The sequence below is a fragment of the Clostridium sp. CM037 genome (assembly GCF_055081095.1).
The window spans coordinates 3164982-3180841 of the sequence record NZ_CM143650.1 but is presented as its reverse complement, the minus strand read 5'-3'; the positions used below and the strand labels follow the sequence as shown (position 1 = coordinate 3180841).

The 15860-nt window shown below is 29.2% G+C and carries 17 protein-coding genes; 13 read left to right on the top strand and 4 right to left on the bottom strand.

Annotation, left to right across the window (positions count from 1 at the left end; all coding sequences use genetic code 11):
- Positions 1 to 23: 23 nt before the first annotated feature.
- Together ACWJKP_RS15345 and ACWJKP_RS15340 are read right to left on the bottom strand one after the other, a co-directional pair.
- Complete coding sequence (locus ACWJKP_RS15345; RefSeq protein WP_165413233.1) at positions 24 to 1376, bottom strand: APC family permease; 1353 nt, start codon at positions 1374 to 1376, stop codon at positions 24 to 26.
- 207 nt (positions 1377 to 1583) lie between these two features.
- Complete coding sequence (locus ACWJKP_RS15340; protein WP_165413234.1) at positions 1584 to 1775, bottom strand: TetR-like C-terminal domain-containing protein; 192 nt, start codon at positions 1773 to 1775, stop codon at positions 1584 to 1586.
- Positions 1776 to 1819: 44 nt separating this feature from the next.
- Between ACWJKP_RS15340 and ACWJKP_RS15335 the strand changes: the two genes are divergently transcribed.
- The 3 genes from ACWJKP_RS15335 to ACWJKP_RS15325 all read left to right on the top strand — a co-directional run bounded on the left by ACWJKP_RS15335 (position 1820) and on the right by ACWJKP_RS15325 (position 3929).
- Positions 1820 to 2143 (top strand): hypothetical protein, encoded by a 324-nt coding sequence (locus tag ACWJKP_RS15335; protein WP_165413235.1) that lies wholly within the window; start codon positions 1820 to 1822, stop codon positions 2141 to 2143.
- 234 nt (positions 2144 to 2377) lie between these two features.
- The gene (locus ACWJKP_RS15330; protein ID WP_165413236.1) at positions 2378 to 2746 is read left to right on the top strand and encodes a hypothetical protein; all 369 of its coding nucleotides are present in this window, start codon (positions 2378 to 2380) and stop codon (positions 2744 to 2746) included.
- Positions 2747 to 2765: 19 nt separating this feature from the next.
- Positions 2766 to 3929, top strand: a complete 1164-nt coding sequence (locus tag ACWJKP_RS15325; RefSeq protein WP_165413237.1) for a tetratricopeptide repeat protein — start codon at positions 2766 to 2768, stop codon at positions 3927 to 3929.
- A gap of 34 nt (positions 3930 to 3963) precedes the next feature.
- Here ACWJKP_RS15325 and ACWJKP_RS15320 read toward each other — a convergent pair whose 3' ends face one another.
- On the bottom strand, positions 3964 to 5169 hold the full coding sequence (locus ACWJKP_RS15320) for an IS701 family transposase (RefSeq protein ID WP_165414941.1): 1206 nt from the start codon (positions 5167 to 5169) through the stop codon (positions 3964 to 3966).
- A 227-nt stretch (positions 5170 to 5396) separates the two neighbouring features.
- Between ACWJKP_RS15320 and ACWJKP_RS15315 the strand changes: the two genes are divergently transcribed.
- The 8 genes from ACWJKP_RS15315 to ACWJKP_RS15280 all read left to right on the top strand — a co-directional run bounded on the left by ACWJKP_RS15315 (position 5397) and on the right by ACWJKP_RS15280 (position 12719).
- A complete protein-coding gene (locus ACWJKP_RS15315) occupies positions 5397 to 5915 on the top strand; it encodes a hypothetical protein (protein ID WP_165414396.1) in 519 nt (172 codons plus the stop codon).
- A 256-nt stretch (positions 5916 to 6171) separates the two neighbouring features.
- A complete protein-coding gene (locus ACWJKP_RS15310) occupies positions 6172 to 6318 on the top strand; it encodes a nucleotidyltransferase domain-containing protein (RefSeq protein ID WP_165414395.1) in 147 nt (48 codons plus the stop codon).
- A 138-nt stretch (positions 6319 to 6456) separates the two neighbouring features.
- Positions 6457 to 6849, top strand: coding sequence for a nucleotidyltransferase substrate binding protein (locus ACWJKP_RS15305; RefSeq protein WP_165414394.1), 393 nt, complete (start codon positions 6457 to 6459; stop codon positions 6847 to 6849).
- Between the two features lie 333 nt (positions 6850 to 7182).
- Positions 7183 to 9117: a BglG family transcription antiterminator gene (locus tag ACWJKP_RS15300; protein WP_165414393.1), complete on the top strand. Its 1935-nt coding sequence runs from the start codon at positions 7183 to 7185 to the stop codon at positions 9115 to 9117.
- Between the two features lie 287 nt (positions 9118 to 9404).
- Positions 9405 to 10013 carry a PTS fructose transporter subunit IIB gene (locus ACWJKP_RS15295; RefSeq protein ID WP_224578811.1) on the top strand — a complete coding sequence of 203 codons (609 nt, stop codon included), beginning with the start codon at positions 9405 to 9407 and terminating at the stop codon, positions 10011 to 10013.
- 11 nt (positions 10014 to 10024) lie between these two features.
- Positions 10025 to 10819, top strand: a complete 795-nt coding sequence (locus tag ACWJKP_RS15290; RefSeq protein WP_224579161.1) for a PTS fructose transporter subunit IIC — start codon at positions 10025 to 10027, stop codon at positions 10817 to 10819.
- Between the two features lie 27 nt (positions 10820 to 10846).
- Positions 10847 to 11293, top strand: coding sequence for a PTS sugar transporter subunit IIA (locus tag ACWJKP_RS15285; RefSeq protein WP_187351454.1), 447 nt, complete (start codon positions 10847 to 10849; stop codon positions 11291 to 11293).
- A gap of 229 nt (positions 11294 to 11522) precedes the next feature.
- A complete protein-coding gene (locus ACWJKP_RS15280; RefSeq protein WP_165414392.1) occupies positions 11523 to 12719 on the top strand; it encodes a MerR family transcriptional regulator in 1197 nt (398 codons plus the stop codon).
- Positions 12720 to 12959: 240 nt separating this feature from the next.
- Here the strand turns inward: ACWJKP_RS15280 and ACWJKP_RS15275 are convergent, their stop codons facing one another.
- On the bottom strand, positions 12960 to 13604 hold the full coding sequence (locus tag ACWJKP_RS15275) for a helix-turn-helix domain-containing protein (RefSeq protein ID WP_165414391.1): 645 nt from the start codon (positions 13602 to 13604) through the stop codon (positions 12960 to 12962).
- Between the two features lie 278 nt (positions 13605 to 13882).
- Here ACWJKP_RS15275 and ACWJKP_RS15270 point away from each other — a divergent pair, with 278 nt between their 5' ends.
- Together ACWJKP_RS15270 and ACWJKP_RS15265 are read left to right on the top strand one after the other, a co-directional pair.
- A complete protein-coding gene (locus ACWJKP_RS15270; protein ID WP_165414390.1) occupies positions 13883 to 14710 on the top strand; it encodes a sugar phosphate isomerase/epimerase family protein in 828 nt (275 codons plus the stop codon).
- A gap of 85 nt (positions 14711 to 14795) precedes the next feature.
- Entirely contained in the window at positions 14796 to 15848 is a 1053-nt protein-coding gene (locus tag ACWJKP_RS15265; RefSeq protein ID WP_165414389.1) for a zinc-dependent alcohol dehydrogenase, read from the top strand.
- Positions 15849 to 15860: the final 12 nt, after the last annotated feature.

Sequence of the window (15860 nt, the reverse complement as noted above, 5' to 3'; positions counted from 1 at the left end):
AGCCTTTAATTAGATATTAGCCTCTAATTAAGTTTTGTTTTGTTTGAAAACATAGAACCAATAGCCATTATAATTATAAAGATAATTAGATATGCAACAACTGCCATTTTATGAGAAAAACAAGCAGCAATTATCATGAATATGCATCCTGCTAATGAAATAATAGGCATTACGAATCTTTTAAATGAGCTTAAATCCTTTTCTTTTTTCATTATCATAATAAAAATAGGAATATATAATGCATAAATAGTAACTATAGGTAATTCTGATGAATCAAAACAAAAGAATCCAAACCATGGGTTTGTTAAGTTAGCGCCATAGAAGTATAATAACCATATAGCACAAAGAAGTAGTCCCAGTATAGATGAATTTGTTGGCATATTAGTCTCACTATCTATTTGTTTAAATATTTTTGGTTTTGGTCCAAAGCCCCTTGCTGCTAATGAATAAATACCACGAGTACATCCGAGCATTAATCCATTTAAAGTTCCGAGGCAAGAAATAATAACAAATACAAATATTAGAGAACCAAATGTAGAGGAGAATGTTTTTTGAAATGCCAATTTAGCTCCAGCTTCTCCACCTTTCATCATAACTTCGTTTGTTACAGCTCCAGCTAGTCCTATATAGTAAAGAATATAAACAGCCATAATTAGAAAAGTTCCTCCGATAAGAGCGAGTGGAAGATTTCTCTTTGCATCTTTTAATTCAGCATTGATACTTGTAGCAATAATCCAACCCTCATATGCAAAGGCTGTAGCAACAACTGCTGTAAATAATGCATTCGTAGTATTTACTTCTTTTACTACTGTTGTAAAATTAAACATAGTCATACCACTATTAATACCTACGATTGTCCCAATTATACCCATTAAAATCAGTGGGATGAGTTTTATAATAGTTGTACTAACTTGAAATTTACCAGCTAAAACTGGTGATAATGCATTTAAAGCATAGCTACCTATCAAATATAGACATGCGATAGTCATACACTCTCCACCTGTAATTGGAAATCCAAATAATACGCAGGTATATCTAGCTGAAACCCATGCTAAAACTGATGTCAATGTTGGATAGTATATTAGTGCCATAAACCAGCCAACATAATATCCATATTTCTCACCCATAGCAGCTTCTGCATAATCTACTATACCATTTACTTTCTCGTATTTAGTTGCCATTACAGCAAAAGTATAGGCACAAGAAATCATAATAATACCGCCAATAACCCAAGCCAAAATACCTAGTGGAAGACTTCCCCCAGTTGCAGTTAATACTTTTTCTGCCTTGAAAAAAACGCCACTGCCGATTACGATGCCAACAACCATTGCTATTGCAGTAATTAGCCCGTACTTTTTTACTAATTTTGGGTTCATAGAAAACCATTCCTTTCGTAATTTATAATTTTCAGATAATTCATTATATCATTATATTTTACTGTTTTACAGGGATAAAACCAATATTATTGTTGCCAATATTTACATCTTTATATATCCTTCAAATTTGTATTTTGATAGATATTAAACAGGAGCAACCAATGAGGGGATATTGAAGATTATAAATATAGGTAAAAACTGACATGATTAAGAAAAGGTGTCCTGCTCGTGGTTCAACTGAGTTGGAAATAGGGTTTTCATAATAGCAGCCATTTCTTCAGGGGATTCTACTGCTCCTTGTGATAACCATTTTGCTAAAAGATTGAAAAATCCTCCAATATGAAAGGCTAGGGCGTAATGTTCCTCCTTTGTAATGGAAGATTCTTTGATTTCGGGCATAACAGTTACATTTAAAGGGATGTACAGAAGAAGAGCAAGAGTATATGCAAGAGCTATTTGAGATAATGTTTCATAGATTGACTAATCGAAGTGAACGCCATATGTGTAGCCTAATGATAGACTTATTGAATTTAAAGAGAATCAGTAGAAATGATTTTGCATATCTCGATGGGAAAGTATTACTGATTCTATCCAAGGATGATGAGACATTTAGTGGGGGAATAAAGCAGGGATTGATTGAATTAATGCCAAATCCGAAAATATGTGATTATTTAAGTGGTGGACATCTCGCTTTGTTTTTAAAAATAGATTCATATATTTCATTGGTGAAAGATTTTTTTGAAAGTACAAAAACTAGTAGTATTTGACCAGTGTGATTATAATATTCTTTACGAAGTTAGATTAAAAGGAGCAATAAAACCTCCATCACATCTGCAAGTTATTCTAAGTTTTTAGCTTCTAAATATCAGTATGGTGTAATATATGGCATATTGAGACTTACTTATAAATAGTATTAAGATAGTCAGTATAATGTATTTTATATATTTAAATATGATTCGAAGGACCTCATAATATGTTCTGAGTGAAGGGAAGTATTAGAAATGAATAAAAGTAAACAAGAAAAGTGGAATTTATTATCTGCAGTTATGTTCATTGTGTCATCAGTTATGATTTATTTAGGATATGATAAACTTACAAACTATTACTCTAGTGATGTGTCATCTTTAACCAAAAATTCTTATGTTGGAGGAGATGCATACAATTATATTATTAATGGGACTAGGTCAACTTCTTTTTTTGTCTTAGCAACAATGTTTGCTATCCTTGGAGTTAGCTTCATTATGATTGGATATTTGGATAAAATCAGCAATATAAAGCAAAGCGAGAGAATCATCAATCTTTTAGAGGGTTTAAACGAAAATAGTGGACCTAAAAACGATAATTTAAATAATACTCTACCACCACTGTAATAAATCGGGGGGGACAATAATGGCTGGAAATAGATATACAAATATCAGGTATATAGATCTTAATTATTGGTTTAAAGATTGGCCAATAGAAATAATTAACGGTTCTTTACTTTATGATGTTGCTTACGATAATGTTGTTCTTCAGTTAAAAATATGTAATATATCAAATGAAAATATTTCATCAGTATATATTTCAGTTGAATGTTTTGATGATGCTGGAGATAAAATGAATGAAAACAATAATATCGTTATGCATTCTTATCAAGACTTGGACGTAAAACCCAATAATACTTTTGGTGAAAATGTGGCTGTACCACTTATAAATAAAAATGTAAGAAAAGTTAACATACATGTTCAAAAAGTTCTTTATAAAAATGGAGATATTAAGAAAATAAATAAAGAATGCCAATCAAATAAAATAATCGAAAGAACTAGGATAAATGTTTTAGGGGACATGTTAATTGGCGAATTAAAAAGAATTAAATTAGAAGGAAATTCTTTCAGTATTGAGTTCATTCCAGAAACTTTAGAAGGTTTAGGTTGGTTATGTTGCTGCGGAAGATTAAATAATATCTCTAACTTAGCGTGTTGCAGATGTGGACGAGATAAAACATGGCAGTTTGATATTATCAATAAAGTGTATTTAGAAAAGTCCTATAATGATTATCAAATTTACCAAGAAAAAATAAGGTTAAAAGTGAAAAAGGAAAAAGAAAGAGATGAGGAAGAAAGAGAAGAACAAATTAAAATTCAAAAAAATATAGTACAAAAGAAAAAATACAAAATGCTTCAAACAGCTAAAGTTAGTTCTCTATTGACAATATTATTATTTTTTATTATTTTTGCATCTATTAGGTATATAAAACCAATGGTAATAAAAAAACAACAATATGGAAATGCAATAAAGTTATTAAACGGTGGAAAGTATAATGAAGCATTGCTAATATTTGGAGATTTACTACATTATAAAAATGCTGATGAAGAAATTAAGGAAACACATTACAGATATGGAACAGAGCTATTAAAAAGCAATGAATTTGACAAAGCATTGTCGCAGTTGCAGCAAATATTGAAATATAAAGATAGTAAAAAACTAATAGATAAGACACACTATCAATTTGGTAGAAAATTAATGAATGATAAAGATTACTTAATTAGTACTATAAATGAGCGAATTAGTTAGAAATTTATTCCATTTAAAATTAATACCAACTATTCTAAGCTATCTTTAATGTTTTAAAAATAGCTTCAAGAGGAATTCCTAAGTCAGCTTGATTAAAAATCCAAGATACTCGTTCCTTTTTAGATTGGTTCCTTGCACTTTTAATTCCAGCGTTGAAATTCAACGTACCATTGCTTATCTCTAATTCACAGTATACGTAGGTAATCATTAGTAACAAGAAGTATCTGTTAATACTACGATCACTTCTTACTTGATAATGATTTAAACCAAGATGTTTTTTAGTTTCTCTGAAAAAAGTTTCAATTGGCCATCTATGTTTATAGTGATTTAGAAGTTCTTCAGTTGTAATAGTGGTATCTAGACTTATGAATGCTCTTAAACAACCAGGCTTGAAAAGAGCTTCTTTAGGCCAACAAAGGGCTATCAAAGAATCCTTTGCGTCATTAAGCTTGCCTCTATATGTGTAGACATAATATTCATTATTGCCAACTTTGACTAGGTCGACATCATCCTTAGTTAATATCTCGCACATATGATTAAGCTTAATTCCAAGTTTTTCACGACCTTTTGGATATACTACTCTATTTGTTCTTAGACCACCAATATAGGCGTAGCCTGCCTCTTTAGAAACAGCGAACAATTTTTTATTACTATACCAACTATCACATAAAACATAGCCTTTATTTACTGGTTGTGGTAAGGAGTTTATAAACTCAATTGCCATTTGGATTTTACTCATATTTTCTTTGTTGTATATCGCCATAGTATATGGCAGCACAAGAGTATCGCACAATAACATAACTGTAACTAATTGATGACCATAAACTGTTTTACCTTTTAAATGAGAATGGTGGAATCCACATTTTTCAGTAGGTTTCTTAGCCTTTGACGAGGGCACAGTCTTCTCTGAAATTGTGTCATCTATTACAATATAAATAGGACTGCCAGTTGTTTTAGACATCTCCCATATTCTCATAATAACACGTTTTTTTAGGGCTTTTTCAACGAAGTTTTCGTCCCATGGACTCTCCGATAAAAACTTTCCAATATTAGTCCGATGCCTAACCGGCATAAAGTCTGAGACGTCAGTTACTTTTCCACAGTAGCCTTTTGTCACCATAGAATTTATAAATAATATTAGATGATGAATTTGAGGCGTTGTGAGATAAAGAGTTATTTTTAATTCAATTAAAAATTTGTATATTGCCGATGATTTTGTTACAATTGAGTTGTTAAACATTTATGTTTTCTCCTTAGTTATGTTTTGTGTCGTGACTTAATTATAACAGGAGAATGCATAGATGTTTTTCTTTTTTAACATATGGAAATTAATGGGAACATTTTCGCTCATTTATAGTTAGTATAGAAAATTTCAATAAAATAACAAAAGGAAATGTTGAATTTTATTCTAATGCACAAGAAAATATAGAAGAATGTAAAAAACAATTTATAAAGTTAAATGTAACATTGGCAAATAAGGCTATAAGTAGCAAGGAATATGATAATGCTGAGAAATATATAAATGAACTTTTAAAATTGGATAGTAAGAGTGCTGATGCTAAAAAATTGAAGAGTACAATTAATAGCAATATTGCAGAAGATAATATAGAGTTAAAGGTAAGCTTAGCAAATAAGTTTAATAATAACAGCAATGGGGAATTAAAAGAATTTGATTTAGATAATTTAGATCAAAAAGAGTTATCCATGAGTGGGACGATAAATAGGAATCTAAATGTTCATATGAAACTTTTTTTTAATAGCAATGAGGTTTCAGGAACATATTATTATGATAGGTATAAAACGGATATTATACTTAAAGGCGTTTATGATATGGACAATAATGTTACCATGAATGAGTTGGATAATAATGAAAATATTACAGGCGTATTTAAAGGGAAGATTTTTTCAAACGGGGAGTACATTGGTAGTTGGTCGAATCTTGATGGAACAAAAGAAATGCCTTTTGCTATTAATTTATGCAATTAAAAATTTCTTATGGATAGAAAATTCAATTAACGTGATTTATGCCCAGTACCAAATAATGAATGTAGTCAATAGTGTAAAAGTTATTAAAGCATTTATATATTCACCTAAAAGCTTTTTATAGTTTATTATTTTTAAGTGTTTTTCAATATTTTAGTTTTAAATAATTTTATATGTGCTAAAATAATAAATATGGTGAAAACTAGTATCTAAAAAATGCATAAAATTCAAGAAATATATCTAGAAGGGTAATAATAAAATGATTGATGAAAAATTGGTTGTTAAATTAAAAGAAATTTTTGAAAAGTATAAAGAAATTGAAAAAGTAATATTATTTGGCTCGAGAGCGAGGGGCGATAATAAATATAATTCAGATATAGATATTTGTATAGTTGGAGCAGGATGATGCACTTGACATTAGCTAATATTAATATGGATATAAGGGAAATAAATACGCCTTTAAGTTTTGATATATTATCATTTAATGAGTTAAATAAAGAAGAATTAATAAAGAATATATTAAAGGAAGGGGTCGTTATATACAATGGGAAAGAGATTAGGCGAAAAAGTAAGCGATTTTGTAAAAGCCTTAGCTAGATTGGACGAAGCATTAAAAAAGGATATTACAGATGATATAATAATTGATGGAATTATTCAAAGATTTGAATTTACATTTGAGCAAAGTTGGAAAGTTATGAAGTCGTATTTAGAAGAACAGGGTATAATAGACGAGGAAATATCTCCACGGAGTACTATTAAGATAGCATATAAGCATAAGATAATTGTTGATGGGGAAATTTGGATCGAAATGATGTTGGATAGGAATAGAACATCACATATGCATGATGAAACAATAGGTAGAAATATAGTTGAGCGAATTAGAAAAAGTTATATTGCTGAATTTAATAATTTAAAAGCTTTTTTGCAAACATATTAATGAGATGTCGCGAAGCAAGAACGTCATTTAATTTTGTGAAATTGTTTTATATAGAGGATAACTTATCTTTATATTTAAGAAAAATAAACTTGAACCAGAGCAAACAAAACAAATGTTTGGAAGGTTCTTTTTTTATTATCTTAATATACTGATTTATGGGAAAAGTGTAAATTTGAATATGTTTATATTAGAGATATTATAAAGATGGGTTTTGGTATAATATAATTTGTGAGGTGTAATAGATATGTTATTATGTATAAAAAGTATACATTATAGAAGATTAAGAATGAGAGGAATAAAAAACAATTAAATATTAATATAAGGGTGGTAAACATGATATGTAATTTAAGATTGCAAAAGATTTTACACATATTATTATGTGTTGATAAGATAGTTACTGGAGAATATCTCTGTAATACATTAGGCGTCTCATCTAGAACTATAAGAAGTGATATAAAGGAATTAAACTATATATTAGAAGATAATGGTGCAATTATTTTATCCGAAAAATCAAGAGGGTATAGAATTGAAATTCTTAAAGAGAAAACATTTAAGGAGTTCTTAAGTGAGAACAAAGAAAAGAATATATCTAATAATTTAACAGCTATAGAAAGGGCAGAATATATTATAACAAGGTTATTAATAAATGAGTTAAAAGGAATGGAGGGAATAACTCAAATTGAACTCGCAGATGAATTATATGTAAGTTTATCATCATTAAAGAATGATATTAAACTTGCAAAAAATACTCTAGTAAAATTTAGTGCTGATATAGAGAAGATTGGTAATAAGGGAATTAAAATTACTGGAAGTGAAGAGAATATACGTTATTGTATCAATAGATATGTTTTAGCTAGTAATAAAGAAATAAAAAATAATCTGGATATCTTAATAAAGAAAATTTTAAGAGAAAAAAATACATATATAAATTATATAATTAAAAATAATATTTCTAAATTTAATTTTAGATTATCGGACATAGCATATAGAGATATACAATCTTATTTAATAATAATAATTATTAGAAACTATTATCATAAGAATATTTCTTATGATGCGGATATTAGAAAAAAGTTAAAAAGAGAATCAAAAATTAAGATATCTAAAAGTATATGTAATGAAATAAAGGATGAATTTGGAATTGATTTAATCGAAGAGGAAATGTTATATCTGACTAAACATATAATGGCAAGTAGTCATATGGAAACAAGCAAAGAAACAGAAAAATATTATGTAGAGGAAGATGCAATACTACGAAAAATATTAGCATCAATAAATAATAGTTTTAATATCAATTTTACTAATGATAATATGCTTATCAATTTCTTAGGTCATCATCTTAAAGTATCAATAAATAGAGCGAGATATGGAATTAGGGTAGAAAATTCTATGCTGAGTGTAATAAAAAATAACTATCCTTTTGCATTAGAGCTTTCACTTCTCGCAAACAAGATTATTAAAGAGGAAACAGACCTTAATTTAACAGAAGATGATATTGGATTTATTGCTCTACATTTTGCAGCAGCCATTGAAAGAAAAAATAAAAACAGAGAATCTACTGCAAAGAAAGTCATAATAGTATGTACAACAGGTGTTGGGACATCTCTGCTTCTTAAAGTAAAGTTAGAATCCCATTTTAAAAATAGGTTAAATATTGTAGATACTATTCCGCGATATGAATTAAATGATGACGTAATAGAAAAAGCAGATTTAATAATATCTACAGTTCCTTTAGATATTAGATTAGATAAGGTTATATATATTAAAAGCTTATTAGATAGTGAAGAAATTAAGCTAATTGAAGAAAAGATAGACAATAACATTAATAATACAAATGGTCTTGTAAGTAAACTTAAAGAAAATTTATTCTTTAAGAATGTTGTGGCTAGTAATAGAGACAATTTACTAGATTTTATGACAAAAGAATTAATTAAAAGAGAGTATATAAATGAAAATGTAAGAGAAAGTATTTTTAAAAGAGAGGAAATAGCTAGTACAGAAATAGGCGAATTAGTTGCGGTGCCACATCATATGAGCGAGGACATAAATGAGTCTTTTATTGCTGTTGCTGTATTAAAGAAGGGAATTACTTGGAGTAAAGAACAAGTACAATTAGTTTTACTTATAGGTATGGCGGTTAAAGATAGGTATGAATGGAAAAATTGTTTAGAGCATTTATATAAAAATATTATAGACATTGAAGTTGTGAAAAATATTATTAAATGTAATGATTTTGAAGAATTAAATAAGATAATAAGCAAATTTTAACGATATTTCAGAAGGAAAGCCTCTCAATTCTATAAGTAGGAGCTCCGTGTTATAATAAAAAGAAAACTTCAGTGGGAGCCTAAATCTCCTTCTGAAGTTTTATTTTTGCAGCATCTAAGATGATGATTTAAAAGAATTGTAATTAACTAAAAGTAGATATTTAATTTCCGCTATAACAGGAAAAAGTGTATCTATGAATATGTTTACATCCAATATATAATAAAGACAAGAAATGAATAAAGCATTTGAAGTTTCTTAATTAATAAAGTAAACGGAGGATGAAAGATATGAAATTATTAGCAGTTACATCATGTCCAGTTGGAATTGCACATACTTATATAGCCGCAGCAAAGTTAAGTAAGATGGCAAAGAAAATGGGAGTAGAAATTAAAGTTGAAACTCAAGGAGCAACAGGCGCAGAAAATGTAATAACAGAAGAAGATATAAGAGAAGCTGATGGAATAATAATTGCAGCTGATAAAGCAGTAAGCTTAGAAAGATTTGAAGGGCTTCCAATGATAGAGTGTCCAATAACTAGAGCTATTAAAGAACCAGATGTTCTAATACAAATGTTTTTAGATGGAAAAGTAGAAAAGAAGAAAGAAAAAAGGATGAAGAGTGTTGATGAAAGTAAGAAGGAATTAAAATCTAAGCAACCAACTTTTTATAAGCACTTAATGGGTGGCGTTTCATATATGATTCCAGTTGTAGTTGTTGCAGGACTATTAATAGCAATGGCACTTGCATTTGGTGGAAAACCTACTAATGCAGGACTTGTAATACCAGATGAATCATTTTGGAAAATTATAGAGAAGATAGGTGGAGCAGGATTCCTATTCATGGTACCAGTATTGTCTGGATTTATTGCGTATTCAATAGGTGATAGACAGGTTTAGTACCAGGACTAATTGGTGGATATATTGCATCGAATGGATCTTTTTATGGGTCAGAAGCGAATGCTGGATTTTTAGGCGGTATAGTAACAGGATTTTTAGCTGGATATATAGTTAAGGGATTAAAATTAATTAAAGTTCCAGACATGATTAAGCCAATAATGCCAATAATAGTAATTCCAATTATATCAACATTGGTAACGGGATTAGTATTTATATTAGTTGTAGGTGGACCAATAACAATAACATTTGAAGCATTAAAAAGTTTTCTAGTAGGTTTGTCGGGCACAAGTTCAGTAATTTTAGCTACTATATTAGGTGCAATGGTCGCATTTGATATGGGTGGACCAGTAAATAAAACAGCATTTTTATTTGGTGTTTCAATGATAACAGCAGGCAATCCAGAAATAATGGGTCCTATTGCAGCAGCAATAGCAATTCCTCCAATAGGAATGGGTATTGCAACATTCTTAAAAAAGAAATACTACAGTGGTGAAGAATTAGATGCTGGTAAAGCAGCATTCGCAATGGGGCTTTGTGGAATAACAGAAGGAGCAATTCCATTTGCTTCACTTGATCCTTTAAGAGTTATACCATCATTAATGGTAGGTTCAATAGTTGGCGCTAACATAGCTATGTTAGGTGGAGTTGCTGATAGAGTACCACACGGTGGCCCAATAGTTGCTTTAATGGGTGGTATTGACGGAATATTAATGTTTTTAATAGCAATAATTGTAGGCTCAATTGTTACAGCATTAATGATTAACTATCTAAAAGGTATGAAAATAAGAAAAGAGCAAAAAGCTTAAAAAATAAGGAATATAAGGAGAAAAAACATGAGTAAATTATTTGATGTGAAATATATGGATTTAGATCTAAATACATGTGAAAAGTTTGAAACTATAAAACATTTAGCAAGCTTAATAGATGAAAGATTAATAGACGTAGATAAATATGTAGAAGATGTTAAAGCAAGAGAATCAATATCAACAACAGGAATAGGTGATGGAGTTGCTATTCCACATGCAAAGTCATCCTGGGTTAAAGTACCAACAGTTGTTGTGGGGAAAAGTTCAAGTGGAATAGAATGGGAAAGTCTTGATGATGAGCCGGTGAACATTGTATTCCTAATAGCAGTACCGGAAGATGGAAAGAATGAACACTTAAAGATTCTTCAAAGACTTGCTATAAGCTTAATGGACGATGAGATTAAAGAAGAAATAGTAAATGCAACGGATAAAAAAGTTATAGAAGAATTATTAAATCGCAATACACAAGAATAAGTAAAATAGTAAGCTATGAATGTAGGAGATTTCTAGATTCATAGCTTTTTTATATAATAGTAACTAAATTATATGCTCTATGCTCTTAAAAAAATTATAAAAAGTGTTGACCCTGACACTATGTCATAGTGTAATATAAAAATAGAGTTTAATTATATTGACAAAAACTCATAGCCGGCGAGTGTTAAACAGTATTGATAGCTCTAAAATCAAAGTTGGAGGCGTAGCAATGAAGACAATAAAACAAGTTTCGGATTTGACAGGAATAAGTGTGCGTATGCTACATTACTACGATAAAATCGGATTGTTAAAACCAAGTAACTTCACAGACGCAGGTTACAGACTTTATGACGATGAAGCTCTTGAAACCTTGCAGCAGATTTTATTTTTCAAGGAACTTGATATACCTTTGAAAGAAGTTAAAGAAATTATGGCTAGTGTCCACTTTGATAAAATGCAAGCACTAAAAAGTCATGAAAAATTGCTTATTTTAAAACGCAACAGATTGAATGATTTAATAGAGCTTGTAAATAAAACATTAAAAGGAGAAACCACAATGAGTTTTAAAGAATTTGATATGAGTGAATATTATAATGCACTAGAAGAGTTTAAAACTGAACATGAAGATAATATAATTAAATCTTTTGGTAGTATGGATAAATATGATAAATTAATTGAAACATGTAAATCTAAGGAAGCTGAAATTGCTAAAATGGCTATAAAGGAATATGGAAGTATAAAAAAATATGTTAAAGCTATGAAGAAAAATTTTAATAGTGATGCAATGACTAAAGCAGAACAAATTGATAATTTTAAAAAAGATTGTCTTTATGATAGACATCCTAAATTAAAAGAGCTATATAAAAAACTTACAGCCGACTTAAGTAAAGATCCTTCTTCAGATGAAATTCAACATATTGCTGGTGAAATAACGAGTATAGCTAAAAGAGATTATGAAGTTTTTAAAAATGAGCTTGGAGATTATTATTGGTACACTATAGTAAAATTTTGGTTGGAATTTCCTAAGGGCTTAGAAAAAAACTATGATGGAAGTGGCATGTCGTGGATAGAATCAATGGATAAAAAATATGGAGAGGGTGCATCTAAATTTATCGGAAAAGCTTTAAAGATTTATTTGGGAGATTATGAGCCTAAAATAGAAACACTATATAAAAAACTTGGATCTGACTTAAGTAAAGACCCTACTTCAAAAGAGATTCAACAAATTGTTTCTGAAATAGTAAATGAGAACCGAAAAATAAATGAAGCTTTAAAAGTAGATGACGGAGAAAATCATTGGGGTTATACAGCAGAACTTTATTTATCAAATCCTACGTATATAAAAGTAATGGACAAGAAATATGGCAGTGGTGCATCTAAATTTATCGGAGAAGCTTTAAAATTTTATTCTGAAAATAATAAGTAGTGCATTATTCCAATCACTCTAAATGCCTTGAGATGTTTCATTAACGATCCCGTGTTAGCTCTACTATGGAGATTCAATCTTTCTCCTCTTTTGTAACCAGTTCACCCTTGCCACAGCAAGAACAAATAGTTATATCTATTCCCCTCTTATTTATTTTTCTATTTCGATTTTACGATAATTGTATTTAATGCAATAAAATTCTGCACCTATTTTATTATGAGATATTAATGTTTAAGTCTATTACCGTGTTCTTTTTCTATATTCATTAGGGGAAACATCCACATATTTCTTAAATGTAGTACAAAAATGACTTTGACTATTAAACCCAGATTTAAAATAAATCACATCTAGTGGATAGGATGAGTTGTCTAAGAAGTTTTTTGCTACATTTGTTCTACATATGTTTATGTATTCACAAAATTTAAAACTAGTATTCTCTTTAAAAAGATAACATAAATAGTTTCTGCTTATATGAATGTGAGTTGCAACTTTTTGTAAGGTTATCTTTTTTTCAATATTTGAATGAATATAGGTCAAAGTATGTTTTATAATTTCGTTTTCTGATATTGATTTATCATGATTAATGACTTTTATGTAGCTCTTAATAATTGCTTTCCCTAAAGAAATTAAATCTTCCTTCAAGTGATAATTGTCCATGAGATTAAGATTTTCATAGCATAGATCCTCCAAGGTTACTGAATTGTTGTTGCAGAAATAGGTATATATAAAGATGTTGATTGAGTAGAGCAGTTTCCTTAATTCATTTGTATTACTGGATAATACTAAAAGTACTTTTACCTTTTTCATATATATTATATTGGCATTTTCTAAGTTATTATTCTTAATGTTTAAGGCAAGTTCTGTGTGATTGAGTAAATTTTTCATAGCATCTCCTTAATATTTTAAAAAAATATAGTAATAATGTTAAAAAAATCTAATTTAAAACCATTATAATGTAAATAAGAACGATAATCAATATCAACACAATAAAAAATATAAATAAAATTGTTCTCTATAATAAAGAAAGATGAGGTGGTAAAGGATTATCAGCAGTTACTATACCAATAGGAATATGAATGTATATAATATTATTAAGAGGAGGAAAATAATCAAAAATTTAGTAATTATTTATTGGAGTGGAACTAAGAAAGAGGTGATTGTGCATGCCTAAAATAAGTTATAACACTAATGGATTAAGAAAGCTGGATTTGATTGAAGCCATCAACAAGGTAAAGAAATTTGGCTACGATGGCTTAGAAATGTCCTTTCACGACAACCATATTAACCCATTAAAGGTGAGTAGAGAGCGATTATTGCAAGTGAAAAAAACATGCAAAGATATAGATATAGATATCGTATGTATTGCTACTGGAGCGGATAAGTTATTAAGTTATGAACCATTTGAACCATCATTAATAAATACTGAAAAGGAGGGTAGAAGAAAAAGAATTGATTTGTTAAAAAAATCAATAGCTATAGCTAAATATTTAGAAGTGCCTGTTTTAAATTTTGCAAGTGGAAAATTAAAAGAAGGTATGGATAAAGAAAAAGCTATGGAGTATCTTTGTGAGGGAATTGATACCTTATTAAAAGAAGATGACAAAATAATACTAGCAATAGAACCAGAACCTAATTTTTTTGTTGGTACATCAGCTGTCGCGGTAGAATTAATTAAAAAGATAAATAATCCAAGATTTAGGCTGAATTTAGATATTGGACATGTTTATTGCTGTGAAAATGATTTTTATGGAGCTTTAGAAAATTCTTTGCAATATACACGCCATATTCATATAGAAGATATTAAGAATAAGGTACACTATCATGAAATACCTGGAGAAGGAGATATAAACTTTCAAAAGGTGTTTGAAATCCTAAAGAAATATAACTATGAAGATTATGTTAGTGTAGAGTTATATAACCATTCAGAAATGTGTGATAAGGCATTAAAGGAAAGTAAAGAGTACCTAACTAACGTAATCAATAGTTTTTAGTATAGTGGGAATGGATTATTAGATATAAAAGGATATATAGATGGTCTCAAAACAAATAAACAAATAAAGGAAGAGGGTAATAAATATGGTTTTAGAAAAAACGGAGCTTTTTAAAAACAAAGCTGTAATGTTAAGTGGTCCCCAAAAGATAGAAGTTAAAGAAATAAAATTAAACCCAATCAAGGATGGTGAAATACTCATAAAGGTTAATTATGTAGCCCTTTGTGGTTCCGATATAAAACTATATGAAGGAAAATACTTAGGTCCACATAGTTATCCCATCATTTTGGGACATGAATGGGTAGGAAAAATAAGTTCTATTGGGGAAAATGTAAAAGGAAATTGGAATATTGGAGATTTAGTAACTGGAGATTGTTCTATCTATTGTGATGAATGTACTCTCTGTAAAGAGAATAAAAATCAATGTGACAATGTAGAAAAAAGAGGTATAACAATTGACGGAGCATGTGCACAATATATTATTGAAAATGAGAAGTATATTTATCATTGTCCCAAAATTAACAAACATAAGGCGTTTGTTCTAGCAGAACCTATGGCTGTTGCTGTACAAGCAATAACCAACAGAATTGAAAAATCAAAATTAAAAAAAATTAATAATGCTTTGGTACTAGGTGCCGGCGGGATAGGCGTGATGTCATTATTTGTATTACGAGAGCTAGGTATCCCTAATATTACAGTGGCAGATATAGAAAGCAAGAAACTAGAGTTGATTTCTTCATTTAATTATTCTAATGTAAATACAGTTAACATGGATTTTAAGGATAGTATAGGGGATTTAAATAATTGTTATGATCTTATCATTGAGGCTACTGGAAGTGGAGAAGCGTTTAAGAAAGCACTTATTCTAGCTGAAAGATGTGGAACTGTCATTTGCATTGGTCATCAGAACTATATTGATTTAGATTTTGGAACAGTTATTAAAAAATCATTAAGTGTTTATGGAAGTATTGGCGGTACAGGAGGGTTTGAAAAAGCAATACAAATAATAGAGAAGAACAGTGAAAATATTTCAAAAGTAATTACTGAGATAATACTATTGGACGACGTTGAAAAAGAGTTTATTGATGGATTAAAAATATCAGATAATATTAAAATTGTGATAAATTTACAAGTATAAACAAATATCATA